The following is a 23,129-nucleotide window of genomic DNA, read 5'->3' as shown; positions in this document are numbered from 1 at the left end:
ATAGCGCGGCACCACCGCAGGCCCGGCTGCCTTCCCGGTTGCATGGCGTGGCCGGTAGATACAGTGGGCAGCACCGCCGCGGCGCCCCGGCCGGCGACCATGCACGAGCAAGGAGCAGGGAATGGAACAGCGTGCCCCGCTGCGCCTTCTGCGTTCGCTGCTGGTCACGGCCGTGGTTCTCTCCCTGGCCGGGGCCGGGCACCTGGCCGGTGGTGGCGCCCTGCCACCCGTGGTCGTTCTGGCCGGACTGGCTGCGGCAGTCCTGGGCCCGGTCGCCTGGGCCAGCGGGCGCCAGCTGACCCTGAGGCGTGTGGTCGTGCTCCTCGCAGCGGCCCAGTGGGGCTTGCACGAAGCATTCCTGCTGACCTCCGCCGTGCCTGCCTGCGCTCCGGTCGCCGGCAGCCACCACAGCACCCACCTCGGCCCGGGGTCGGCCTTCGTCTGTCCGACCGGGTCGGTGCTGGAGGCAGGCCATCACGTCCCCTCAGGACAGGGGATGGTCATGCTGGCCGGGCACGTGCTAGCGGTGGTGGCCACCGCCGCGGTGATCACCCGGGCCGAGAAGGCGCTGTGGCTGGCCCTGGAGTGGCTGCGCCCACTCCTCGGCCTCATCCGCCCAGCCTCTCCTCCCGCCGCCGCACGGCCGTTGATGCCGACCGCGGACCATCCTGTGCTGGTGTGGCGCGGGCTGCGCCAGGACCAGGTGCGTGGCCCCCCTGCCGCTGCGCTGCCGTGAACCACCGACCGGGTGTGAGACCCCGGGGTGCTCCGCGGCGCCCGGCCTCGAGGACCCCAACGTTTCCCCAGCGCCACCGGAACACGGTGGCGTGCGCTGAAAGGCACCCACCCCATGACGAACACCCTCACCTCCCCGCGCCTGATCACAGGCACGTCCGCCCTGGCGGTCGCCGCCGGGCTCACGGCTCTGGGCCTGTCCCCGGCCGCCGCCCACGTCACGGCGAACGCGACCTCCACCGCGGCCGGCGGCTACACCCAGATCACCTTCTCGGTGCCCACCGAGTCCGACACCGCCTCCACCAACAAGCTCGAGCTGACCCTGCCCGAGGACACCCCCTTCGCCTCCGTGCGGACCAAGCCCGTGGATGGCTGGACTGCTGAGATCACCGAGGCGGAACTGCCGGAACCGGTCCAGGTCGGGGAAGGGGCGATCACCAAGGCCGCCTCCACCATCACCTGGACCGCTGACGAGGAGAATCACGCAATCGACCCCGGCGAGTTCCAGACCTTCACCATCTCCGTCGGCCCCCTGCCTGAGGAAGAGGGCAAGCAGATACTGCTGCCGGTCTCCCAGACCTACACCGACGGGCGCACTGTCGCCTGGGACCAGCCGGCCACCGAGGGCCAGGAAGAGCCCGAGCGCCCCGCCCCCTCTGTGACCATTACGGAAGCAGCCGCCGACGCCCACGGCCACGGCACGACAGAGCCCACGACCGCAGCCGCCGAGAACACCGCCACCACCACGGAAGGCGGCAACACCCTGGGGTGGGCCGGACTCATCGCCGGGCTGCTCGGACTGGCCGCCGGGGTGACCGCCCTGCTCCGAACCCGCCACCGCGGCTGACCCGGGACTGTAAGAACAACGGTGTGTGAGGGTCCGGCCTGATCCGAAAGGAGACGGCCGTGTCAGAGTCCACGACCGAGATGACAGGCATGATGATCGATCCCGTGACGGGAGAGATCATCGATCAGAAGGACCTCGCCGAGCGGCTGCTTGCCCAGGCGAAGGAGCAGGGCGTGAGCCTGGTCGGCCCGGGCGGGCTGCTGAACCAGCTGACGAAGAACGTGCTGGAAACCGCCCTGGAAGCCGAACTGACCGAACACCTCGGTCACGACCACGGGCAGACGCCGATCGCGGCCAACATGCGCAACGGCACGAGGTCGAAGACCGTGCTGACCGAGATCGGCCCGGTCGAGATCGAGGTGCCCCGGGACCGGGACGGGTCCTTCGAGCCGGTGATCGTGCCCAAGCGCAAGCGGCGTCTGGATGGGATCGACCAGATCGTCCTCTCGCTGTCGGCCCGCGGGCTGACGACCGGTGAGATCGCGGCGCACTTCGAGGAGGTCTACGGGGCGAAGGTCTCCAAGGACACCATCAGCCGGATCACCGAGAAGGTCGCCGGTGAGCTGGCCGAGTGGTCTTCGCGTCCGCTGGACCCGCTCTATCCGGTGCTCTTCGTCGATGCGATCGTGGTGAAGGTCCGCGACGGGCAGGTGCGCAACACGCCGTTCTACGTCGTTATGGGCGTGACCGTGCACGGAGAACGCGACATCCTCGGGATCTGGGCCGGCGACGGCGCCGAAGGCGCCCGGTTCTGGCTGCAGGTCTTCTCCGAGCTGAAGAACCGGGGCGTCGAGGACGTGCTCATCGCCGTCTGCGACGGGCTCAAGGGCCTGCCGGAGGCGATCAGCACCACCTGGACGCAGACGGTGGTTCAGCAGTGCATCGTGCACCTGATCCGCAACTCCTTCCGTTACGCCGGCCGCCAGCACCGTGACGGGATCGTCAAGGCCCTCAAACCGGTCTACACCGCCCCGTCCGAGGCCGCGGCCAAGGACCGGTTCGCCGAGTTCAAGGCCGAGTGGGGCCAGCGGTATCCGGCGATCGTGCAGCTGTGGGAGTCCTCCTGGGCGGAGTTCGTGCCGTTCCTGGAGTACGGAGCCTGTTGCAGAATCGGCCTGCAGGGGCTGGTCCGAGGCTGATCCGAGGCGATGAGGACGAGGGACCGGCCCAGGACCGTGCCGGGGATAGGGGTCCAAGGACCCAGGCCTTCAGGCTGTGGGGGTTGCTCGGTGGATCTTGAGGATGTTGAACGCTGTGGCGGCCAGGTGTAGCTCGTTGGTGGCGTGCTCGAGGCCGCGGCGGGAGAACCGGTCGATGATCTTCTTCAGGTTGCCGATGCCGGGTTCCACCGTCGCGCCCCGACGCTTGTAGAGATCACGGCCTTCACGGGTGCGTAGCCGGTGGGCGTTGGCCTCACGCGGGGTCGCCTCCGCTGAGGGCGGCCCGTGTGCCGGTTCCTGAGCTGCGGCGCGCTGGTCGTCGCGCCGCTTGCCCAAGGCGATCAACCGGTCCGGCCCTGCAGCGGTGAGGTTGGCATCACTGTTGTACCCGGCGTCGGCCAGCACGGTGCCCACCAGATGATCGGGGTTGCCGGTGTGGGCGTGCATCCGGGTAGCCGCGCACTGGGCGGCGTCCATCATGGGAGCGAAGCAGGCTTGGTCGTTCGGGGTCTGTCCCACTTGCACCGCGACGATGAGTTGATCGCTGGTGACCGCGACCTGGGCGTTGTATCCCTGCAGGAATCCTCGGCGGGTCGGCATGATCCGCGACTGCGGGTCGGTGGTGTTCGCCACGACCTTCGGCAGCCCCTTCCCGTCCGGGACCGGCTCCACTGCGGCCTCGGCGTTGGCCACGACGCGCCGGGCCCGCGCCACCCTCGTGCTGTCGGCCATCGCCACCGGCGGACGCCCCATCGGTTTCCTCCCGGCCGCGATCAGGGCGGCGTACCGGTCCAGTTTCGCCTGATGGGAGGTGATCTCCCGGTCCAGGTGCGCCCGTGCCTCGGCCAGCCGGTGCGGCCCGTTCGGGATCCGGCCGACCACCGGCTGCCCCTGCTCCGAGCGGCGGCGCCTCGCCAACGCGGCGGCCTCGTGCTCGGCCTGGGCCCTCGTGCGTCGTTGCTGCTGGACTTTGAGCTCTTCGGCGGCCTGCTGGATCCTCTCCTGCCGCCGGGTGCGATCCCCCAAGGCCGCGGGCACCCGATCCGGGCGCTCATCGCCATCCCCATCACCCGCTGCAGCGTCCTCGGCCCGGTCCGCCGCCTCGGCCTCGGCGACCACGCCCGCCACGTGCCGGTCGAACCAGTCCTGGCCACGGTTGGCATCGATCGAGGCGTTAGCTGCGATCTTGGTGCCGTCGATTGCGACCGTGCCGAACCGGCCCAGCCCGGCTCGGGCGGCGATCATCAAGACCTGCGCGAACAACTCCGTGAACACGTTCTGAGAATCGGCGCGGAACCTGGCGATCGTGGTGTGGTCCGGGCCGTCCTGGGCGCACAACACCCTAAACGCCACGTCAGTGAGACACATCCGTTCGATCTGCCTCGAGGACCGCACCCCTTGGCAGTACGCGAAGACCAACAGTCTGTCCCGTGACGGGTTCAGTGGAGGCTTGATAGTGCCGCTCCGGCGGTCGCCGGGGCGGTGTGGTGACGATAGTAGGCGTCCTCGAACTCGGCCGGGGGCACGAGCCCGATCTCTCCGTGCAGGCGCCGGTAATTGAACCAGTCGACGTACTCGGCCACCGCGATCTCCAGGTCCTCGATCGACTTCCAGGGGCCCTTGTTGCGAATCAGCTCGGCCTTGAACAGCGAGTTGAACGCCTCAGCGAGGGCGTTGTCGTACGAATCGCCAGTGGATCCCACCGAGGCCACCGCCCCCGCCTCGGCCAGGCGCTGGGTGTAGCGCACCGCGACATACTGAACGCCCTTATCCGAATGATGCACGACCCCGCTGGTGTCATGGCCGTCATGGGATCGGGTCCACAACCCCATCTCGAGGGCGTCCAGAGCCAGGTCCGTGCGCAGGGAGGTCGACAGCTGCCACCCCACCACCCGCCGGGAGAACACGTCAATGACGAAGGCGGCGTATACCCAGCCGGCGAACGTTCTGCAATACGTGATGTCGGCGACCCACAGCCGGTCCGGGGCGGCGGCGGTGAAAGATCGTTCCACCAGGTCCGGGCGGGTCTCCGGTCCGGTGCCGGCCACCGTGGTGCGCGGGCCCTTGGCCCGAATGACCCCACGCAGACCCGCCGCCCTCATGAGCCGGTGCACCGTGCACCTGGCCACCTGATGGCCGTTCCGGCGCAGCTCGGCGTGGACCTTGGTGACCCCGTACACCCCGTAGTTCTCCGCATGCACCTTGGCGATGACCGCGGTCGTGGCCGCGTCGCTGACCGATCGCGCTGAGGGCGGGCGGGTCTTGGCGGCGTAATAGGTGCTCGGGGCGACCTGCAGAACCTTGCAGATCGGCTCGACCCCGTACTCGCCCTTGTGGGCGTCGATGTAGGCCACTACCTGTGGTGTGGGCGGTCGAGCTCCGCCGCGAAGAAAGCCGAGGCCGACCGCAGGATGGCGTTGGCCCTGCGGAGCTCCCGAACTTCTCTTTCGAGCTCGGCCAGCCGCTGGGCGTCATCAGTGGTGGTGCCCGGCCGGTATCCCTCGTCGACCTCGGCCTGTCTGACCCAGTTCCGCAGCGTCTCCGGGTTGATCCCCAGCTGCTGCCCGATCCGCGCCAGCGCCCCGGCCTTCGTCGCTGGGTCCCGTCGGGCCTCCACCGCCATCCGGGTGGCGCGCTCACGCAACTCATCCGGGTACTTCCTCGGTGCTCCCATGACTCTCATCCTTCCGTGGAATGAAAGCCTCCAACAGACCCGTCACGGGACAAGATGCTGCAGATGATCACGGTTGAGCTGGCGGCAGAGCCTGCTGTGCAGCACCTGCAGCTCCGAGAGGGCCAGCCGCGACAGGTCTGCGGGGAAGCCGGCGGTGGGCTCCAGATAGATCTCCTCGGCATCATGGAGGTCGAGGGGGTCCCAAGGCTGAACAGGGTGGGCGGAACGGTGGCTCAACAGGCGCTCTTTCTGTCGGATCGCCTGTCTCGGGTGGCTCTCCTGACGGGGCGGGGTGGTGGTCTCCGCCCCATCAGCGCGCCGGTCGCGCCCGAAGGGCAGCACTGCTCCGACCATAGTGTCCCGCCGGTGGTAAGGCGAACCGCGGGGGCGGCACCGGTCGTGAGCCGGCGTCGCCGCCGACGGAACCAGGAGAACGGAGACACCATGGGTCTCCCGGGACGCGTCACGGACGTGCCGTCCAGACCCATTGACCCCGAAGTGGTCCGTACCCAGAGCGGCGGGCAGGAGGCCGGATCGTGTCCTAGTTCCCGTCCTCCGAGAGGATCGATCTCCCCGCGCGGGATCCGCTGTCACCGGGTGCGGCCTCGGCAAGCACCTCCTCCAACCGTTCGTCACCCAGATAGGTCAGGGCAGTGAGGATGCCTGTGATCCTGCGGCGCTCACCATCGTCGAAACGGGTGGAGTCGAGGATGTCGCTGACCCACAATCCGTCCATGGCCAGCCGCACGATCACCCCGATGATGCCCGCCGGGTGTCCCGGATCCAGATCCTCCCGGTCCATCCGGCGATTGAGCTGGACCAGGGACTCGGCCAGATGAGGCCTGGCCACCGCCGCGTGCAGCAGCGCCACCTGGTCGCGGTTGCTGTTGTCCCGCACATCGGAGAACGCCTGCACATAGGCCCGGTCATCGGCACCGTCCGGAACATGGTCCTGCTGGACCCAGTGGTCCAGTTCCTCGACGAGCTCCGTCATCACCGCTTCGACGTGCTGCTCGATCTCTTCACTCGGCGTCTCCGGCCTGAACATGGCTCCTCCAGCCGCTCGGGAGAGGACACTCCGTGCGAGTCCGCTCACAGAAAGAACAAGTCTACTTTGCTGTTTCCGGGGACACCTCATGGGACTCGGCCGAGCAGCAGCTAGTCCTACACTGAGGCCATGTCGGCCATGTCGTGGCCCAGGGATCTTCCCCGTCTGCTCCGGACCCGGGTGCGGTCGGGTGTACGCCGGGTCCGGAAGTCCTTTTGGCACGCCGTTCAGATGACCGCGGGTGGAATCGCGGCTTTCGCCATTGCCCAGGAGCTGTTTGGCCACGAAGGTCCGATCTTCGCGGCGACGTCAGCCATCATCGTTATGGGCTTTTCGCATGACCCGCGGCTGCGCCGAGTACTGGAAGTGGCCATCGGGTGCACCGTCGGCATCCTGGTGGGGGATCTCCTGCTGAAGGTGCTCGACGCGGGCCTGTGGCAGGCCTCCGCGGTGCTGTTGACGGCCATTTTGCTGGCCCGCTTCCTGGACAGTGGGTCGCTGTTCTCCACCCAGATGGCGATTCAGTCGGTCCTTGTGGTGCTGCTGCCGGTCCCGGCAGGAGGGCCTTTCACCCGCAGCGTGGATGCCATCGTGGGAGGCTCCGTGGCTCTGCTGATCACAGCGCTGGTGCCCCGCGATCCCCGGCGTGAACCCCACGCGAACGTCCGGCGGGTGCTGGCCGAGCTAGCCAAGGTCCTGCAGAGGGCCGCCGTCGCGTTGGAAACCAACGACGCGACACCGGCCTGGCACGCCCTGGTGAGGATCCGGAAAGCCCAACCCCTGGTCGACACGCTGCAGGAATCATTGAATTCAGCCCAGGAAGTCGCCCGGCTGGCGCCGGCCTATCGACGACATCGCACCGAACTGGAAGACCTGAACCGGTCACTGGACTTCATCGAGCTCGCCGTCCGCAACAGCGACGCGCTGGTGCGACGACTCGCCTCGGCCATCAACAACGCCGCTCTGAGCGAGGAAGCCATGGACTCCCTGCACGGGCTGCTGATCGACACCGCGGACGCGGTGGAGACCTTCGGCCGCGCCCTCACCGAAGCCGACGCCGGAGGAGGCTCGGAACTGGACATGCGCCGGACCCGGGACGAGCTGATCGCGGTGGCTGCCAGGTTGCATCCGGACCCGCTGGGGGTCCGGGGTCTGCAGGGCGAAGGCGCGATCCTGCTGCTGCGGCCGCTGGTGGTGGATCTGCTGGAGGCGACCGGGATGAGGCACCGGACGGCGTCCGGCTACCTGCCGAAGCTCCACTAGCCGACACGGTGCTCGAGTGGCGTTCGGCGTTCACGGCCTTCACATCGGGGATCCGCATGCCTTCGACGCCGATCGGATCGCCGCGATCGACAACATCACCCGCAGCACGGGGGCGGGTGCAACCTCCTCCGTCGTGTGCCCTCGGGGGGTTGCTGAACGGTCGTCGTCGACCCGCGCCCCGCTGCGCCCGATCCGCGGCGTCAGCTCACGCGCCGGCAGGCGGACTCGCTCGTGTAGGTGAGGACCACCTCGTCGTCCTCGGGGCGTTCCCGCTCGGGACTCCACCGGCCGGGGGAACGCCCGGCGTTCTCGACCGGTGAGGCGTCCTGCCGGGTCTGCCCTAGATGTAAGAGGGCATGTCCTTATTGGCTCGGGCCGGAGTGCGTGAGGCCGTCTGCTGAGTGCGCGACACCGCCTGGGGTGTCGCACCGGTGGCGAAGTTTCAGCACCACCGCAGCGGGAGTGAGCGGCAAAGCAGGAAGCGCCCCCCGGCGGTGCCGGGGGGCGCTTCCTCACGGTGACGCCGCCGTTCAGGCGGACGTCGAAGATCTCAAATGGAGATCAGTGCGTCATCAGGAGATGACGGTGATATTCGCGGCCTGGGGGCCCTTGGGGCCGTCCTGGGTCTCGAACTCCACGCGCTGGTTCTCCTCCAGGGAGCGGAAGCCGCCGGAGTTGATCGCGGAGAAGTGCGCGAACACGTCCTTGGAGCCGTCCTCGGGGGTGATGAAGCCGAAGCCCTTGTCGGCGTTGAACCACTTCACGGTGCCAGTAGTCATGAGTGACCTACCTTTCTGAAAAAACGGAGCGTCCCCGGCGATCGGGGTGCTCGGGCGTTGCGATGCCTGCCATGAACGTCTTCTCAGAACAACTGCTGCACCCGGCGGTCGGGCGAACTGCTTGAAATGCGAAAAACGAAACTTCAACAACTGGGTCCTACTGTACGCGGGTCGGCCCGGATGCGCAGTGACGGCAGACACCCCCAGTCGCGACCATGATGCGGGTGCCCCACCACGACGACATGCCTGTTCATACGCCCACTGAGGAACCCTTGGCGGCACCAGGGCTGGTCCATAGGATGCGAATTGACAACGATGTCGCATCGCAAGGGGCCACCATGCTTACCGAATCCGATTTCGCCTACGTCAGCGCAGCAGAACTCGCACGCCGGGTGCGTGAACAAGAGCTCACCTCTGTCGAGCTCATCGACATTTGCATCGACCGGATCGAGAAGCGCAACCCGAGCCTGAACGCCTTCGTATACAAGGGCTTCGACGATGCCCGGAAAGCCGCGAAGGATGCCGATGAGGTGGTGCGCTCCGGCGCCGAGCTGGGTGTCCTGCACGGGGTTCCGACCGCCATCAAGGACTTGTTCGACTTCAAGCCTGGATGGCCTGCCACCTTCGGTGGGGTGCGGGCACTGAAAGATTTCTCCCTGGACAGCTACTGCGTCTTCGCCGAACGGGTGGAGAAAGCCGGAGCGGTGATCGTGGGCAAGACGAACTCACCGGTCATGGGCTACCGCGGAGCCTGCGACAACCCCTTGTTCGGTGCCACCCGTAATCCGTTCGACACCTCCAGGAACACCGGCGGCTCCTCCGGTGGTAGCGCAGCAGCCGTGGCTGACGGACTGGTGCCGTTCGCGGAAGGCACGGACGGCGGAGGCTCCATCCGCATCCCGGCCGCCTGGTGCGGTCTCTACGGGTACAAGGCATCCTTCGGCCGCGTCCCCTCCGTAGTACGCCCCAACGCCTTCGGCAGCACGATGCCGTTCCTGTTCGAGGGCCCGCTCACCCGCACCGTCGAAGACGCCGCCCTGGTACTCAACGCAATTTCCGGACACGACCCCCGTGACCTCTTCAGTCTCGACGACGGCCCACACGACTTCACCACCGACGTGGGCCGGGACATCTCAGGCATGCGGATCGCCTACACCCCCGACTTCGGCATCTTCCCGGTCGATCGCCGCATCCGGGAGGTCGTCGACCGGGCGGTGCAGGTCTTCCGAGACGCCGGCGCCATCGTCGAAGAGGTCAACATCGACATCCCCTACGACCAGCGCCAGCTCAGCGACCTGTGGTGCCGACAGATCATGCTGGTCAACGTGGGCGCCTTCGAAAACTTCAAGAGCAACGGCCTGGACCTCCTGGCTGATCACCGCGAGGACTTCCCGGAGGGATACCTACGCTGGGCCGACCACGTCTACGGCATGTCGATGGCCGAGCTCAACGAGGGCTACGTGATGCGCACCGCCGTCTGCGACGCCATCCAGGCCGTCTACACGGATTTCGATCTGCTGGTCAGCCCGACCCTCAGCGCGATGCCGGTTCTCAACGCGGACGAGCCCGGGGCCACCGTCGGCCCCTCCGAGGTGGAAGGCGTGGAGGTGGATCCGTACATCGGGTGGTGCCCGACCTACCTCACCAACTTCACCGGCCACCCGGCTGCTTCAATTCCTGCTGGGCTGGTGGACGAGCTGCCGGTGGGCATGCAGATCCAGGGACGTCGGTACGCTGACGGTGACGTTCTGGCCGCCAGCGGCGCCTACGAGAAGCTGCGACCCTGGGCCGACACGTACGACCGCTGCCGGCAACGCAACCTGTAGCGCGGTAGGCCAACCCCGCAACACGGCCCGCCGCTAACGGGCCATATGTAAAGCGGACGCAGCTGCTCCAGCTCAATCGCCTGCCGTTCCTCCACGGGCCGGCCAATCGGCCATGAGTGCAGGGCCGGAGCGCGTGCTGCTGATGGGCCTCCTCGTGCCCGAAACCTGTATGGCCCGATTTTTGGACCAGAGGGAGAACGCGTTTTTGCCCGCCGTGGGCCCCATCTATGCTGGGTGGTGTCGTGATATGACAGCGAAAAATGAGAATTTTAGGGTTGCCTTGTGAAGAAATCACATCATGCGTCACACACTACGGTTGTGTTCGATCTTGGGAATGTGATGGTTGGCTGGGATCCTTTTCTTCCCTTTTCTGACCGGATGAGTCGGGAGCAATGGGATCGATTTGCCGTGGATGCAGATTTCTTTTCGCTCAACGCCAAGGCTGATAGTGGTGTGCCTTGTGAGGAGATCATTGCCCTGGCCGCGGGGAAGTGCCAGGACCATGGTGGTCTGATGAGGCAGTACTACGAGAGGTTTGATCGTTCCCTGACCGGTCCGGTGGTGGGGGTTGCGGACATCGTGGGTGAGCTGGAGCTCGGGGACCTGAGGCTGCTGGGCTTGACCAACTGGTCCACGGAGACCTTCCATCACGCCCCCACCAGCGCCCCGACGATCGACCGCTTGGAAGCCATCATGGTCTCCGGGCGGGAAGGGCTGGCCAAACCGGACCCGGCGATCTTTCACCGGCTGATCGAAAGGTTCGCGCTGACGCCGACCCAGACCGTGTTCATTGATGATTCCCCTCGCAATGTCCGCACTGCGCACGAACTCGGTTTCACAGCACTCCGATTCACGGACGCAGTCAGCCTGCGCGCAGCGTTGGAAGAACTCCACCTCTTGGATTGAGGCGAATTCTGGCCTCCTGTCTGGAGGCCGACTGACGACGGGGTGGCGGCTGCCCCCGCGTCCGGCAGGAAAAGGGGTCTCCGTCACGATCATTTCCTCGGGCTATTAGCGCCTCACTTGCAGGCGCACGGAAAATCTCTGGCGGGTGGTGTGCCCGTTGAATTGCTGGCGACCGCGCACCCCGACAACGGATTAGTGGAAGAGATTTTTGCCGGCCTGGGAGGGTGTCGCCACCGGGGCGCTGGCGCTGGTCTTCCGCCCGGGCGGGGCCGTGGCGCAGGACGGTGAGGCGCCGCCGGGATCACTCCGGGCGGCGCCTCACGGTGTTCTTGTGGTGGGCGGTTCTCAGGCGGGGACCGGGACCAGGTCGACGGCGGGGACCGGTTCGGCTGTGCCGTCGAGGACCGCGCGCAGCGACGGGACGGCCACCGGCTCACCCCGGGTGAGGGAGAGCTGGGCGGCGTCGGCCACGAGGGAGGCGGCGACGGCGTCGAAGGGGGTGCACGGGTTCTCGCGTTCGCCCAGGACGAGTTCGACGAAGGCGACCAGCTCGGCCACGTAGGCGTCGGCGAACCGCTCGGCGAAGGTCGCGTGGGCTTTCCCGGCCGGGAAGTTCACCTCGGGTTCGGCGGAGCGCAGCGCGGAGCGGTCGTCGAGGCCGGCGACCAGGGTGTCCTTGGATCCCTGGACGTCGAGGCGGACATCGTGGCCGGCCCCGTTGTAGCGGGTGGCCGCGGCCGTGGCGAGGGTGCCGTCGGCGAGGGTGAGCACGGCCTGGGCCGTGTCGACGTCACCGACCGCGCGGATGGCGGGGTCCCCGTTGTTGGTGCCGCGGGCGTAGACCTCGACGATCTCCTGGCCGGTCAGCCAGCGGATCAGGTCGAAGTCGTGCACGCTCATGTCGCGGAAGATCCCCCCGGAGCTCGCCAGGTACTCCACCGCGGGCGGGAACGCGTCCCCGGACACGGCCCGCAGGCTGTGGAGCCAGCCGAGGTCGCCGGCCTCGAAGCGGCGCTTGGCCTCCTGGTAGCCCGCGTCGAAGCGGCGCTGGTGGCCGATCTGGACGACCCCGGAGGCGGCCTCGATCTCTTTGAGCAGGGGCAGCGCGCCGATGACGTCGGAGGAGACGGGCTTCTCGCAGAACACCGGCAGCCCGGCGGCGAGCCCGGCGCGGATCAGATCGGGGTGGGTGGCGGTGTTGGTGGCGATGATGAGCCCGTCGATGCCCTCCCCGATCATCGCCTCGAGGCTGCCGGCGGCGCGCAGGCCCAGCCGGTCACCGACCTGGCGGGCGGCCTGCGGGTCGGCGTCGGCGAGCACGATCTCCAGCTGCACGCCGCGGGCGGCGACCTGGTCCCGGACGGTCAGCAGGTTCTGGGCGTGCATCTGGCCGATCCGGCCGACGCCGACGAGCCCCAGGGTCAAAGTCTTCATGTCTTTCTCTTCTCTCACGTCGTGTCGATCAGGAAGGCGTCCGTGACACGGGCGCCTCTGAAAAAAGGGGTTCTGCCGGTTCAGCCCGCGCTGGGTGCGGCGGCCCGGGCCACGGTCACGCTCTTGCCAGTGGCCGCGGATTCGGCGGCGGCGTTGGCCAGGACCAGGGCGGTGACACCGTCGTCGAAGCTGGGTGAGCAGGGCGCGCCGGTGCGGATGGAGTGGGCGAAGGCGTCCAGTTCGGACCGGTAGGCCTGGCCGTAGCGCTCGAGGAAGAACGGCATGAACGCGCCGGCTTCCTCGGTCCCGGTGGCACCGGACTTGCGCACCGTGGTCGAGGTGACGTTGCCGGCGGTGAGCATGCCGGTGGCGCCGAAGGCTTCCAGGCGCTGGTCGTAGCCGGAGGCGCAGTGACGGGAGTTGATGATGGTGATCAGCTCACCGCCGCTGCCGCGCAGGGTGACGGTGACGGAGTCGTAGTCGTCGAGCTCCTTGATCTCCTCGCTGAAGACGTTGGCGCCCACGGCGGTGACCTCCACGATGTCCGGGACGAAGAACCGGGCCATGTCCAGGTCGTGGATGGTCATGTCCCGGAAGATGCCCCCGGAGCTGGCGATGTAGTCGCGCGGGGCCGGGGCGGGGTCGCGGCTGGTGATGATCAGCTGCTCCAGCGCCCCGACCTCTCCGGCTTCCACCCGGGCGCGGACCTCGGCGAAATTGGGGTCGAAGCGGCGGTTGAAGCCGAGCATGATGGGCACGGTGTGGCCGCTGATCTGTTCCTGGCAGGCCCGGACGGTGTCGATGTCCAGGTCGATGGGCTTCTCGCACAGCACGGCCAGCCCGTGGGCGGCCGCACGGGTGATGAGGTCGACGTGGGTGGGGGTGGGAGAGCCGATGATGACCCCGTCGAGGCCTGGCTCGGCGAAGACCTCTGCGGGGTCCTGCACGGCCCGCGCGCCGGTCTGCGCCGCCAGACGCTGGGCGGCGTCGATGAAGGGGTCGGCGATCAGGACCAGGTCGAGGTCGGGGTTGGCGGCCACGTTGCGGGCGTGGACCTGCCCGATCCGCCCGGAGCCGAACAGGGCCAGGCGCAGGCGTCGGTCGTTGGACATGGTGTGTCCTTTCGTCAAAGAGTGAGAGTCAGGCTGGGGTGTGGGCCGCGGGGCAGGCCCGGGTGCTGGGCGCAGGCGGACCTGCGCCCAGCACCCGGCGGATTCGGCGACACGGACTGCCGCGGGTCTCGTCCTGCCCGCGCCGTCTCCCTGTCGGGGTGTGGTGAGCGGGGAGCTGCCCGGGTGGGGCCGGGTCAGATCTTCTGGAGGGCGTGGGAGAAGGAGCTCAAAGCGGTCTCGTGGGCGTAGCGCAGGCCCTCGAGGAGGGGCTTGCTGCGGTGCTGGGCCGAGATGATCTCCACACCCCACGGGCCCTGGTAGCCGGCCTCGAGGGTGCGCTGGATGAAGGTGGCGGTGTCGAAGTCGCCTTCCCCGCAGTAGGCGCGGTTGTTGATCGTGTCCTCGAAGACGGTGCCGACGATCTGCTCGAGCCCGTCGTCGATCTCCACGGCGTAGACCCGTTCGATCGGCACCACGTTGTACAGGTCGTCGTGGGAGAGCCCGCCCCGGTAGGTGTGCCAGATGTCGATCAGCAGGCCCGCGGCGGGGTTGTCGGCCTGGTTGATGACCTCCACCGCCTCGTGCGTGGTGCGCAGGTGAGAGAACGGGGTGGCTTCCAGGGCCAGGCGGATCCCGGCGTCGGCGGCCTCGTCGGCCAGATCGGAGAACGCGTCGGCCAACGTCGCGAACGGCAGAGGCCCGCTTTGGCCGGTCATGCCCGCCCCGACCTTGATGTGCCGGGCCCCCAGGGCGGTGGCGGCTTCGAACAGATCGGCGCGCAAAGCATCGGCTGCTGCCCGCTCGGCCCCGGTGGTCCACCACTCGTTGAGGAACTCGACCTCCACGATGCCGATGCCCGCCTCGCGGATCAGCCGGGAGAGCTCGGGGTAGCCGATGGTGTCGCGGGCCTGCACCAGGTCGGCGTGGACCAGGCCGATGCCGGCCCACCCGGTCTGGGCGATGGCGGTGATGCGCTCGGCCAGGGGGATGGGGCTGGTCTCGTCCCCGCGCATGGGGGCGGCGTCGCCGGCACTCACCCAGCAGGTGGCAATCAGGTCAGGGTTCATGGTCTCTTCTTTCTTCGTGTTCATGCCGTGGCCACCTCGATGCAGGCTCCACGGTCCTTCTCGGAGCGGTAGCAGGCCTTGACGATGCGCGCCACGGCCAGGGCGTCGGCGACCGGGGCCACCACCGGGGCTCCGGTGCGGATGCTCTGGACCCATCCGCGCATCTCGGTGTGGAAGTTGCTGATGTTCTCCAGCTCGGGCAGCTCGGAGAACTTGTTCGCCTCGGTGCGGGCGAACGGCGGTGTGAAGTAGCTCTGCGTCCATTCGGTCCAGCCGGCCGGCCAGCCGGCCCGGTCCTTCTCCACGTAGACCCGCAGCTTCTGGGGCAGGATGCCGAGCTCGATCATCCCGGCGGTGCCGTAGACGGTGATCCGGGAGCTCTCGAACCACTCGAGCGGATCGTGGCCGTCGAAGCTGAAGGTCATGGACATGTCCGGGTAGTTCAGCAGCACCGCCGCGGAGTCCTCCCGGCTGGTCTCATCCGAGAGGCGGGCGGACTTGTGCACCCGGGCGTTGACGGACTCGGGGGCACCGAACATGTGCACGAGGGAGTCGAGCATGTGACAGCCCAGGATCCACAGGACCCCGCCCATGTCCGCCGGCTGGTTCAGGTGCGCGGTGCGGTGCTCGCCCACCAGGGCCGCACCACGGGCGGCGACGGTGACGACCTCCCCGATCACCCCGGCCTCGATCAGCTCTTTGGCCCGGGTGATCGACTGGGCCAGGCGCACGTTGTAGCCGACCTGGACGACCTGCCCGGGCCCGGCCTGGGCCTCGGCCTCGGCCAGGCGCTCCAGGTCCTCCACCGTGCCACCGCCGGGCTTCTCCACCACCACGGACTTGCCGGCCTCCAGGGCGCGCAGCGCGTGGGCGACCATGTCCTTGCTCTTGGAGTGGACCATGATCGCGTTGATGCGCTCGTCCTGGAGCACGGCCTCCACACTGCGGGCCTCCATGTCGTACTTGTCGGTGAAGTAGTTCAGCCGCGAGTCGTCGTCGGCGGCGGCCACCACCTCGACCCCATCGATCTCCCGGAGGGCACGGACCCGCGCGGAGGCGTGCGGGTGGGTGATGCCCAGTAGTCCTACGACAATCGGTTCCAACGCAGTGTCTCCTGTCCTTGTGAGCCTCAGGCTCGGGGGTGATGGGGGCGTCCGGCGTGCCGCGGGGAGCTTCAGGCCGGGTGCGCGTGGCGACCCGGAGTGATCCGGGTGCCGGATAACCACCAGCTGCTAGTGCCACCTGATGGACAACATGTCCACAGCATGCCATGGAGGGTGGTGGGGGTCAATCTATGACCTGGGACACTTCCAGTGCGGCCCATTCCTGGTCCAGGAGGTCCGGGCCGGCCTGCGGGGCGCCCAGGTAGCGCGAGAGCGTCTGGGCTCCCTGGCGCACGAGCTCGGTGACGGAGGGGTGGTCACCGGCCGGGGCCAGGACGCCCTCGCGCAGCCCGCTGACCGACAGGGAGGCGACGACGTCGCCGCGGTGGTCGAAGATGGGGGCGCCGATCGCGGCGATGCCCGGGGTGACGTTGTTGTCGCTGCGCACGTAGCCCTGGGCGCGGATCTCCTCGAGGTCGGCGTAGAACTCCGATCGGGAGCGCACATCGCGCCACGGCTCGCCGCTGTGGTTCATGATGGCGGCGTATTCCTCCCAGGCGGCGCGTCCTTCGAAGGCCAGCAGGGCCCGGGGGGCGGCACCCACGTGCAGGGGCAGGGACTCCCCCAGCTGCAGCACGCGGCTGTTGACCCGGATCCCGTCGAGGCGTTCGATGCACACGGCCCGGGTGCCGCGTCGGATGCACAAGAAGGTGGTCTCCCCGGTGGCCTCGTGGATCTGCTGGAGCACGGGGCGGCAGGCCCGGCGCAGATCCAGTTGCCGGGTCAGTTCCCCGGCCAGGGACAGCATCTTGGAGCCCACCCGGTAGGCGCCCCGGTGGCCGATCTGCTCGACCCACCCGGCCTCGGCCAGGGTGGCGAGCATGCGGTAGACCGAGGTCACCGGCTCCCCGAGCAGTTCGGTCAGGCGCCCCGAGGTGGCGATCCGCTCCCGGGCCAGGGCGTCCATCAGGGCGCTGGCCTTGGTGATCGCCGCCGGCTGCCGGGCACCGCTGTGGGCCGGCGATGGCGAGGCGGGCACATGGTCAGTCCGGGGGGTTTGCGTGCGTTCGGGGCGGTCCATGGCCGCTGTGATGGCCTCAGCGGCGGTGCGCAGCACACCGGTGGCCACCGATTCCTGGTTCAGCACGCTCTCGCGCAGTCCGGCCACCGCGATCACCCCCAGCACCGATCCGTCCTGGTGCCTCACAGGCACCCCGATCGTGGCCACGCCTTCGATGATCGTGCTGTCCTCCACGCTCCACCCGCGGGCCGCGGTCTGGTCCAGCTTCTCCCGCAGTTCCGCGGCCGTGAGCGCGGTGCCCGAGGCCAGCCGGTCGAAGGGCGCGTTCTCCAGCACGGCGGCCTGTGCCTCCGGGGCGGCGAAGGCCAGCAGGGCCAGGGACGGGGCCCCGGCGTGCAAGGGCAGCAGGCCCCCGGGGGTGAGGTGGAACAGGTCCACCTCGGAGCCGTGGACCTGATCCAGGCACAGTGCCCCGTTCTCGCGCAGCACGCAGAAGAAGGCGCCGACGCCGAGCTGGCCGCGGACCCACATCAGCTTCTCGTGCAAGGCCGCGCGGTCCACGAGGGCATCGACGGCGGCGTCTCCCAGTCGCAGGATCCCCACCCCGAGTTCGAGCTTGCCCTCGCCGTTGGAGCGGATCAGCTCGGCCTGCTCCAGCCCCGCGGTGATGCGGTAGATGGTCGACCGGGGCTCGGACACCGCCTTGGCCAGCTCCGCCGGGGTCGAGGGACTCCTCCGGGCCAGCTCGTCGACCACCTGGCTGGCCTTGTGCAAGAGCTGAATGGTGTTCACTGCTGACCTCGTTCTTCGCGCGTTCCGTGGCTAACACAGGCCGGCACCCCGCAGGTGAGCAGACCCGCCTGCGCTGGTGCAGGCGACCGTCATGTCGCCCGAGCCGCCACCGCCGCAGACCAGCGCGATCCCAACGTAACCTGGATCACCCCTAGCGCCTTGCCGTGCTACTGTGCGAACATGTTGTCCATTGTACGGTACTAAGCGGTCGTAGGAAATCACTTCCCCGGCAGCGCGGCCGGTGGCGGCACCGGGGTAGCTACCGCCACCGGCTGCTCCGCGAAACGGTGTTTCCTCCGCCAGCCATCACGAGGGGTGGTAGATCCGCCGGTGCCACGGCGATCCGCGAGGACCGCGAGGACCTCGTGCTGCTGCCGGCGACGGTCTGCGGCATCGACCCCGTGGGCCGCTCGAGCTCCTGCTGACCCGCCGGCCCATCCACCCGTTCCAGTCCATCGGAAGGTCCCCACATGAACGCCCAGACCAACGAGACCACCCTGACCGACACGCCCCTGGCCTCCCGCCAGTTCGTCTACGAGGCCCTGCCCATGCGGGTCCGCTTCGGCGCCGGGACCCTGTCGACCCTGCCCGAGGAGCTGGATGCGATCGGGCTGGCGCGTGTGCTGGTCCTGTGCTCTCCGGAGCAGGAGGACACCGGCCAGCGGGTGGCCCAGGCACTGGGCACCCGCTGTGTGGGGGTGCTGCCCGAAGCGGTGATGCATGTGCCCAGCGAGGTCGCCCAGCGCGCCAGTGAGGAAGCGGCCCGGGTGGGTGCCGATGGTTGTGTGGCCGTCGGTGGAGGCTCTGCAATCGGGTTGGGCAAGGCCATCGCGCTGCAGCACGGCCTGCCGATCGTGGCGGTGCCGACCACCTACGCCGGGTCTGAGATGACCCCTGTGTGGGGTTTGACCACCGATGGGCGCAAGGAGACCGGCCGGGACCCGCGGGTGCTGCCGCGCAGCGTGGTCTATGACCCCGAGCTCTCGGCGACGCTGCCGGTGCCGATGTCGGTGACCAGTGGCATCAACGCCATCGCCCATGCCGTGGAGGCCCTCTACGCCCCCGACGCCACCCCGATCATCTCGTTGATGGCCGAGGAGGGAGTCCGGGCCCTGGCCACAGCGCTGCCGGCGATCGCCGCCGACGGCACCGACCCCGCGGCCCGCAGCGAGGCCCTCTACGGGTCGTGGCTGTGCGGGGCCTGCCTGGGGGCGACCACCATGTCCCTGCACCACAAGCTGTGCCACGCCCTGGGCGGGACTCTGAACCTGCCCCACGCCCAGACCCACACCGTGGTCCTGCCCCACGCCCTGGCCTTCAACCAGCCCGCGGCCCCCGAGGCGACCGCGGCGCTGTCGCGGGCGCTGGGCGGGGCCCCAGATCCGGCCGCGCGGCTGTGGCAGATCGCCGAGGAGCTCGACGCGCCGCGGTCCCTGGCCGAGCTGGGCATGCAGGAGGAGGACATCGAGCGCATCGCCGAGGAGGTCACGAGCCGTTCCTACGGCAACCCCCGGCCGGTCACGTATGAGGACGCCCGGGCCCTGCTGCGCGCCGCCTGGGCCGGGGAAGCCCCCAGCGCCCATCCCGGCGCCTGACCTTCGCCCCCGACACCTACCCACCCACCACGACCTGCACCGCGCACCGTTACGACACCAGGAGGACACCCTTGGCCGCCACGCAGACCATCGCCCCCGGACTCGACGTCTCCCCGCTGGCGTTGGGCACCAACGTCTTCGGGTGGACCGCCGACGCCGCCACCTCGCACCGGATCCTCGACCGCTACGTCGAGTCCGGGGGCAACGTCCTGGACACCGCCGACTCCTACTCGTTCTGGGCCGACGGCAACAGCGGCGGAGAATCCGAGACCATCATCGGTCAATGGCTCACCGGCCGCAGCGACCGCGACGAGCTGGTGATCGCCACGAAGGTCAGCCACCACCCGCAACTGGCCGGCCTGGCCCCGGAGACCATCCGCACCGCCGTCGACGGGTCCCTGTCCCGGCTGGGGGTCGAGGCCATCGACATCTACTACGCCCACTACGACGACCCCGACACCCCGCTGGTCGAGAGCATCGAGGCCATGTCCCAACTCGTGGACCAGGGCAAGGTCCGTTCCATCGGGCTGTCCAACTTCACGGCCGAGCGCATCGCGGAATGGCTGCGGATCACCGACCGGGAAGGCTTCCACACCCCCATCGTCCTGCAGCCCCAGTACAGCCTGGTCGAGCGCGGCATCGAGACCGACGTCCTCCCACTGGCCCGCACCCATGGCCTAGCCGTGATGCCGTACTACTCCCTGGCCCACGGCTTCCTCACCGGCAAGTACACCGGGGAGGGTCCGGTCGACACCCCTCGCGCCTCCGAGGCCTCCCAGTACCTCACCACCCAGGGCCGGGCCGTGCTCCACGCCCTCAAGCAGGTCGCCGCGGAACACGACGTTGAGCCCGCCGCCATTGCCCTGGCCTGGTTGGCCGCCCAGGACGGGGTCGTCGCACCCATCGCCAGCGCCCGCAACACCGAGCAGCTAAAACCGCTGCTCCAGTCCATGGAGACCCCCTTGAGCCGGCCCGAACTGGACCTGCTCGAAGAGGCTTCCAGGCCCTCCCCCGTCTCCACACCCGTTCGTTAGACCGCCGACTCCACGACTGAAAGGCAGGCCCGCCATGGCCCAGCAGACCCCAGTCCCCACCACCGAGAGCTCTCCCGGGCACCCGCAGGTCTCCACCGCCCAGCAGGCGGTGGAAGAGCAACTGATCCGCACCGTGCTGCGCTCCTTCGAGGACTGCCAGGACCCGCGACTGAAGCAGCTGATGCAGGCCCTGGTGAAGCACCTGCACGCCTTCATCCGCGACGTGCGCCTCACCGAGGCCGAATGGAACCAGGCGATCGAGTTCCTCACCGCCGTCGGGCACATCACCGATGACCGGCGCCAGGAGTTCATCCTGCTCTCCGACGTCCTCGGCGCCTCGATGCAGACCATCAACGTCAACAACGAGGCCTACGGCGACGCCACCGAAGCCACCGTCTTCGGCCCCTTCTTCGTCGACGACGCCCCGGAGATCCCCCTCGGCGGGGACATCGCCGGGGAGGCCCCCGGTCAGCCCTGCTGGGTGGAGGGCACCGTGACCGACACCGACGGCAACCCGGTGCCCCGGGCGCGGATCGAGGTCTGGGAGGCCGACGAAGAGGGGTTCTACGACGTCCAGTACGACGACAACCGGGTCTCCGGCCGAGCCCACCTCTTCAGCGACGACCAGGGGCGGTACAACTTCTGGGGCCTCACCCCCACCCCCTACCCCATCCCGCACGACGGGCCGGTGGGGAAGATGCTCGAGGCCACCGGCCGCTCCCCGATGCGCGCCTCACACCTGCACTTCATGGTCACCGCCGAAGGCCTGCGGACCCTGGTCACCCACATCTTCGTGCGCGGGGACGAGCTGTTGAAGTACGACACCGTGTTCGGCGTCAAGGAATCCCTCATCAAGGACTTCACCGAACAACCCGCCGGCACCCCGACCCCCGACGGCCGCGACCTCACCGACCGGAGCTGGTCCAAGGCCCGGTTCGACATCGTCCTGGCCCCGGCCCAGTCCTAGCCCCATCACCGGATCGGCGCTCCACACGATCCATCCCTGCTTCATCAGGTCACCAACAAAGGAATTCCCATGTCACACAACACCGCAGACGGCACCCGGGTCGCCCTCCCGCCGTTGACCCAGGGGCCGCACCGGAAACGGCTCGGACTGATCTCGGTCGTCGCTTGCCTGGGCGGGCTGCTGTTCGGCTACGACACCGGCGTGACGAACGGCGCCGAGGGGCCGATGGCCCAGGACCTGGGACTGAACCTGCTCCAGCTGGGCGTGGTGATCAGCTCCCTCATCTTCGCCGCCGCCGTCGGCGCCCTGGTCTGGGGCCGGGTCTCGGACGCCTGGGGCCGGCGCCGGACGATCATCCTGCTGGCCGTGCTGTTCTTCGCCGGCACCGCCCTGGTGGTCCTCACCCCCACGCCTGCTGAGGAGGGAACGTTCTCCCTGACCGGGTACACGGTCCTGGTCTGCGGCCGGATCCTGATCGGCCTCGCCGTCGGCGGAGCCTCCACGGTCGTGCCGGTGTACCTGGCCGAGCTCGCCCCCTACGAGATCCGCGGGTCGATCACCGGCCGCAACGAACTGGCGATCGTGTTCGGACAGCTCTCCGCCTTCGTGATGAACGCGGTCATCGCCGTCACCCTCGGCGACGTCGTGGAGGGCATCTGGCGGATCATGTTCGCCGTCTCCGCGCTGCCGGCGATCGGACTGTTCATCGGGATGCTGCGCATGCCCGAGTCCCCGCGCTGGCTCACCGAGAAGGGCCGGTACGACGAGGCCCTGGCGGTGCTGGAGACGGTCCGCCCGGCCGACCGGGCCAAGGCCGAGCTGCAGGAGATCGAGCGCATCGCCGCCATCGAGGTCCAGGCCCACCAGATCGGGCTGAAAGCGGTCCTGACGAACAAGTGGTTGCTGCGGATCATCCTGGTCGGCATCGGGGTCTCCATGACCCAGCAGCTGACCGGCATCAACTCCGTCATGTACTACGGCACTCGTATTCTGGAGGAGTCCGGGATGACAGCGCAGCAGGCCGTGCTGGCCAACATCGCCTTCGGTGCCGTGGCCGTGATCGGTGGCATCATCGCCCTGTACAACATGGACCGGCTCGACCGGCGCAAGACCTTCATCATCGGCTTGAGCCTCACCACGACCTGCCACCTGCTGATCGGGATCGCCGGCAACCTGCTGCCCGAAGGCCACCCGGCCCGCCCGATCGTGATCCTCATCCTCGTGGTCGCCTTCGTGCTCTCGATGCAGACGTTCCTCAACGTCGCCGTCTGGGTGTGGCTGGCGGAGATCTTCCCGCTGCACATGCGGGGACTGGGCATCGGCATCTCGGTGTTCTTCGGCTGGACCATGAACGGTTTCCTGGCCCTGTTCTTCCCCTCCCTCGTTGCCGCGGTCGGGATCTCGGGCACGTTCTTCCTCTTCGCCGGCATCGGCGTCCTCGCCCTGATCTTCGTGGCCACCCAGGTCCCCGAGACCCGGGCCCGCTCCCTGGAAGATCTCGAGGAGGACGTCTCCACCGGGGCCATCTACCAGGTCGCCAAGCCCGCCGACGCCCACCAGTCCTGAGCCCCACGGCTCTGCTCCACGTCCCGGGCCGGCCGACCTCTCCAGGTTGGCCGGCCCGGGACCACTGGGCTGCTGTGGTGATCTCAAACAGTGCAGTTGCTGGGTTCCCCGGCTCGCATGAGACCTCGCCGGGCGTTGTCGTCCATCCAGCGATGAGCCCTTCACACTGTGCTGGGAATGAAGGAGGGACAGCCGCTGGC

19 protein-coding genes, 1 pseudogene and 1 other annotated feature are annotated in these 23,129 nt (G+C 68.6%); of the genes and pseudogenes, 10 read left to right on the top strand and 10 right to left on the bottom strand.

Annotation, left to right across the window (positions count from 1 at the left end; all coding sequences use genetic code 11):
- Positions 1-121 precede the first annotated feature (121 nt).
- From EQG70_RS02300 to EQG70_RS02290, 3 genes and pseudogenes are all read left to right on the top strand, one after another.
- A complete protein-coding gene (locus EQG70_RS02300; RefSeq protein ID WP_035925234.1) occupies positions 122-736 on the top strand; it encodes a hypothetical protein in 615 nt (204 codons plus the stop codon).
- A gap of 114 nt (positions 737-850) precedes the next feature.
- A complete protein-coding gene (locus tag EQG70_RS02295; protein WP_035925231.1) occupies positions 851-1,582 on the top strand; it encodes a YcnI family copper-binding membrane protein in 732 nt (243 codons plus the stop codon).
- A gap of 92 nt (positions 1,583-1,674) precedes the next feature.
- A pseudogene (locus tag EQG70_RS02290) lies at positions 1,675-2,676 on the top strand (IS256 family transposase); the annotation flags it as partial.
- 114 nt (positions 2,677-2,790) lie between these two features.
- Here the strand turns inward: EQG70_RS02290 and EQG70_RS02285 are convergent.
- From EQG70_RS02285 to EQG70_RS02270, 4 genes are all read right to left on the bottom strand, one after another.
- Positions 2,791-4,017, bottom strand: coding sequence for a transposase (locus EQG70_RS02285; protein ID WP_208746244.1), 1,227 nt, complete (start codon positions 4,015-4,017; stop codon positions 2,791-2,793).
- A 164-nt stretch (positions 4,018-4,181) separates the two neighbouring features.
- Positions 4,182-5,416 (bottom strand): IS3 family transposase gene (locus EQG70_RS02280; RefSeq protein WP_244296552.1). Its coding sequence is split into 2 segments (ribosomal slippage): positions 4,182-5,137 and positions 5,137-5,416, totalling 1,236 coding nucleotides; the frame shifts between segments, so codons are not numbered across the junction.
- Positions 5,025-5,138 (bottom strand) — a sequence feature (AL1L pseudoknot). Its footprint overlaps the gene before it by 114 nt.
- A 42-nt stretch (positions 5,417-5,458) precedes the next feature.
- Complete coding sequence (locus tag EQG70_RS02275; protein ID WP_138976444.1) at positions 5,459-5,758, bottom strand: hypothetical protein; 300 nt, start codon at positions 5,756-5,758, stop codon at positions 5,459-5,461.
- A 199-nt stretch (positions 5,759-5,957) separates the two neighbouring features.
- On the bottom strand, positions 5,958-6,464 hold the full coding sequence (locus tag EQG70_RS02270; RefSeq protein WP_017834445.1) for a hypothetical protein: 507 nt from the start codon (positions 6,462-6,464) through the stop codon (positions 5,958-5,960).
- A 129-nt stretch (positions 6,465-6,593) separates the two neighbouring features.
- Here EQG70_RS02270 and EQG70_RS02265 point away from each other — a divergent pair, with 129 nt between their 5' ends.
- Positions 6,594-7,727: an FUSC family protein gene (locus tag EQG70_RS02265; protein WP_017834444.1), complete on the top strand. Its 1,134-nt coding sequence runs from the start codon at positions 6,594-6,596 to the stop codon at positions 7,725-7,727.
- A 572-nt stretch (positions 7,728-8,299) separates the two neighbouring features.
- On the opposite strand, the gene cspE is transcribed toward EQG70_RS02265, so the two are convergent.
- Positions 8,300-8,506: a transcription antiterminator/RNA stability regulator CspE gene (gene cspE / locus EQG70_RS02260; RefSeq protein WP_058874000.1), complete on the bottom strand. Its 207-nt coding sequence runs from the start codon at positions 8,504-8,506 to the stop codon at positions 8,300-8,302.
- Positions 8,507-8,844: 338 nt separating this feature from the next.
- On the opposite strand from cspE, the gene EQG70_RS02255 reads away from it, so the two are divergent.
- On the top strand, positions 8,845-10,332 hold the full coding sequence (locus tag EQG70_RS02255; protein WP_109269520.1) for an amidase: 1,488 nt from the start codon (positions 8,845-8,847) through the stop codon (positions 10,330-10,332).
- Between the two features lie 282 nt (positions 10,333-10,614).
- On the top strand, positions 10,615-11,238 hold the full coding sequence (locus tag EQG70_RS02250; protein WP_242630530.1) for an HAD-IA family hydrolase: 624 nt from the start codon (positions 10,615-10,617) through the stop codon (positions 11,236-11,238).
- Positions 11,239-11,583: 345 nt separating this feature from the next.
- On the opposite strand, the gene EQG70_RS02245 is transcribed toward EQG70_RS02250, so the two are convergent.
- From EQG70_RS02245 to EQG70_RS02225, 5 genes are all read right to left on the bottom strand, one after another.
- Complete coding sequence (locus EQG70_RS02245; RefSeq protein WP_109221881.1) at positions 11,584-12,672, bottom strand: Gfo/Idh/MocA family protein; 1,089 nt, start codon at positions 12,670-12,672, stop codon at positions 11,584-11,586.
- Positions 12,673-12,752: 80 nt separating this feature from the next.
- On the bottom strand, positions 12,753-13,784 hold the full coding sequence (gene iolG / locus EQG70_RS02240; protein ID WP_109221882.1) for an inositol 2-dehydrogenase: 1,032 nt from the start codon (positions 13,782-13,784) through the stop codon (positions 12,753-12,755).
- Between the two features lie 194 nt (positions 13,785-13,978).
- Positions 13,979-14,851 (bottom strand): sugar phosphate isomerase/epimerase family protein, encoded by an 873-nt coding sequence (locus EQG70_RS02235; protein WP_167508849.1) that lies wholly within the window; start codon positions 14,849-14,851, stop codon positions 13,979-13,981.
- A 20-nt stretch (positions 14,852-14,871) separates the two neighbouring features.
- Positions 14,872-15,954 carry a Gfo/Idh/MocA family protein gene (locus EQG70_RS02230; protein WP_109221884.1) on the bottom strand — a complete coding sequence of 361 codons (1,083 nt, stop codon included), beginning with the start codon at positions 15,952-15,954 and terminating at the stop codon, positions 14,872-14,874.
- A 184-nt stretch (positions 15,955-16,138) separates the two neighbouring features.
- Entirely contained in the window at positions 16,139-17,767 is a 1,629-nt protein-coding gene (locus EQG70_RS02225) for an IclR family transcriptional regulator (RefSeq protein ID WP_109221885.1), read from the bottom strand.
- A gap of 470 nt (positions 17,768-18,237) precedes the next feature.
- Between EQG70_RS02225 and EQG70_RS02220 the strand changes: the two genes are divergently transcribed.
- The 4 genes from EQG70_RS02220 (at position 18,238) to EQG70_RS02205 (ending at position 22,929) form a co-directional block, all read left to right on the top strand.
- On the top strand, positions 18,238-19,362 hold the full coding sequence (locus EQG70_RS02220) for a maleylacetate reductase (RefSeq protein ID WP_109221886.1): 1,125 nt from the start codon (positions 18,238-18,240) through the stop codon (positions 19,360-19,362).
- A 71-nt stretch (positions 19,363-19,433) separates the two neighbouring features.
- A complete protein-coding gene (locus EQG70_RS02215; protein ID WP_109269519.1) occupies positions 19,434-20,396 on the top strand; it encodes an aldo/keto reductase in 963 nt (320 codons plus the stop codon).
- 34 nt (positions 20,397-20,430) lie between these two features.
- Positions 20,431-21,363, top strand: a complete 933-nt coding sequence (locus EQG70_RS02210) for a dioxygenase family protein (RefSeq protein ID WP_109221888.1) — start codon at positions 20,431-20,433, stop codon at positions 21,361-21,363.
- 69 nt (positions 21,364-21,432) lie between these two features.
- Entirely contained in the window at positions 21,433-22,929 is a 1,497-nt protein-coding gene (locus EQG70_RS02205) for a sugar porter family MFS transporter (protein ID WP_138976443.1), read from the top strand.
- Positions 22,930-23,129: the final 200 nt, after the last annotated feature.

The sequence above is a fragment of the Kocuria rosea genome (genome assembly GCF_006094695.1).
Taxonomy (GTDB): Bacteria; Actinomycetota; Actinomycetes; order Actinomycetales; family Micrococcaceae; genus Kocuria; species Kocuria rosea.
This window is presented reverse-complemented; position numbering and strand designations above follow the sequence as displayed.

Bases quoted from the DNA above. Each gene is read 5' to 3' on its own strand.
- EQG70_RS02300 (WP_035925234.1), top strand. From the start codon at position 122: ATGGAACAGCGTGCCCCGCTGCGCCTTCTGCGTTCGCTGCTGGTCACG.
- EQG70_RS02295 (WP_035925231.1), top strand. From the start codon at position 851: ATGACGAACACCCTCACCTCCCCGCGCCTGATCACAGGCACGTCCGCC.
- EQG70_RS02270 (WP_017834445.1), bottom strand. From the start codon at position 6,464: ATGTTCAGGCCGGAGACGCCGAGTGAAGAGATCGAGCAGCACGTCGAA.
- EQG70_RS02265 (WP_017834444.1), top strand. From the start codon at position 6,594: ATGTCGGCCATGTCGTGGCCCAGGGATCTTCCCCGTCTGCTCCGGACC.
- cspE (WP_058874000.1), bottom strand. From the start codon at position 8,506: ATGACTACTGGCACCGTGAAGTGGTTCAACGCCGACAAGGGCTTCGGC.
- EQG70_RS02255 (WP_109269520.1), top strand. From the start codon at position 8,845: ATGCTTACCGAATCCGATTTCGCCTACGTCAGCGCAGCAGAACTCGCA.
- EQG70_RS02245 (WP_109221881.1), bottom strand. From the start codon at position 12,672: ATGAAGACTTTGACCCTGGGGCTCGTCGGCGTCGGCCGGATCGGCCAG.
- iolG (WP_109221882.1), bottom strand. From the start codon at position 13,784: ATGTCCAACGACCGACGCCTGCGCCTGGCCCTGTTCGGCTCCGGGCGG.
- EQG70_RS02235 (WP_167508849.1), bottom strand. From the start codon at position 14,851: ATGAACCCTGACCTGATTGCCACCTGCTGGGTGAGTGCCGGCGACGCC.
- EQG70_RS02220 (WP_109221886.1), top strand. From the start codon at position 18,238: ATGAACGCCCAGACCAACGAGACCACCCTGACCGACACGCCCCTGGCC.
- EQG70_RS02210 (WP_109221888.1), top strand. From the start codon at position 20,431: ATGGCCCAGCAGACCCCAGTCCCCACCACCGAGAGCTCTCCCGGGCAC.
- EQG70_RS02205 (WP_138976443.1), top strand. From the start codon at position 21,433: ATGTCACACAACACCGCAGACGGCACCCGGGTCGCCCTCCCGCCGTTG.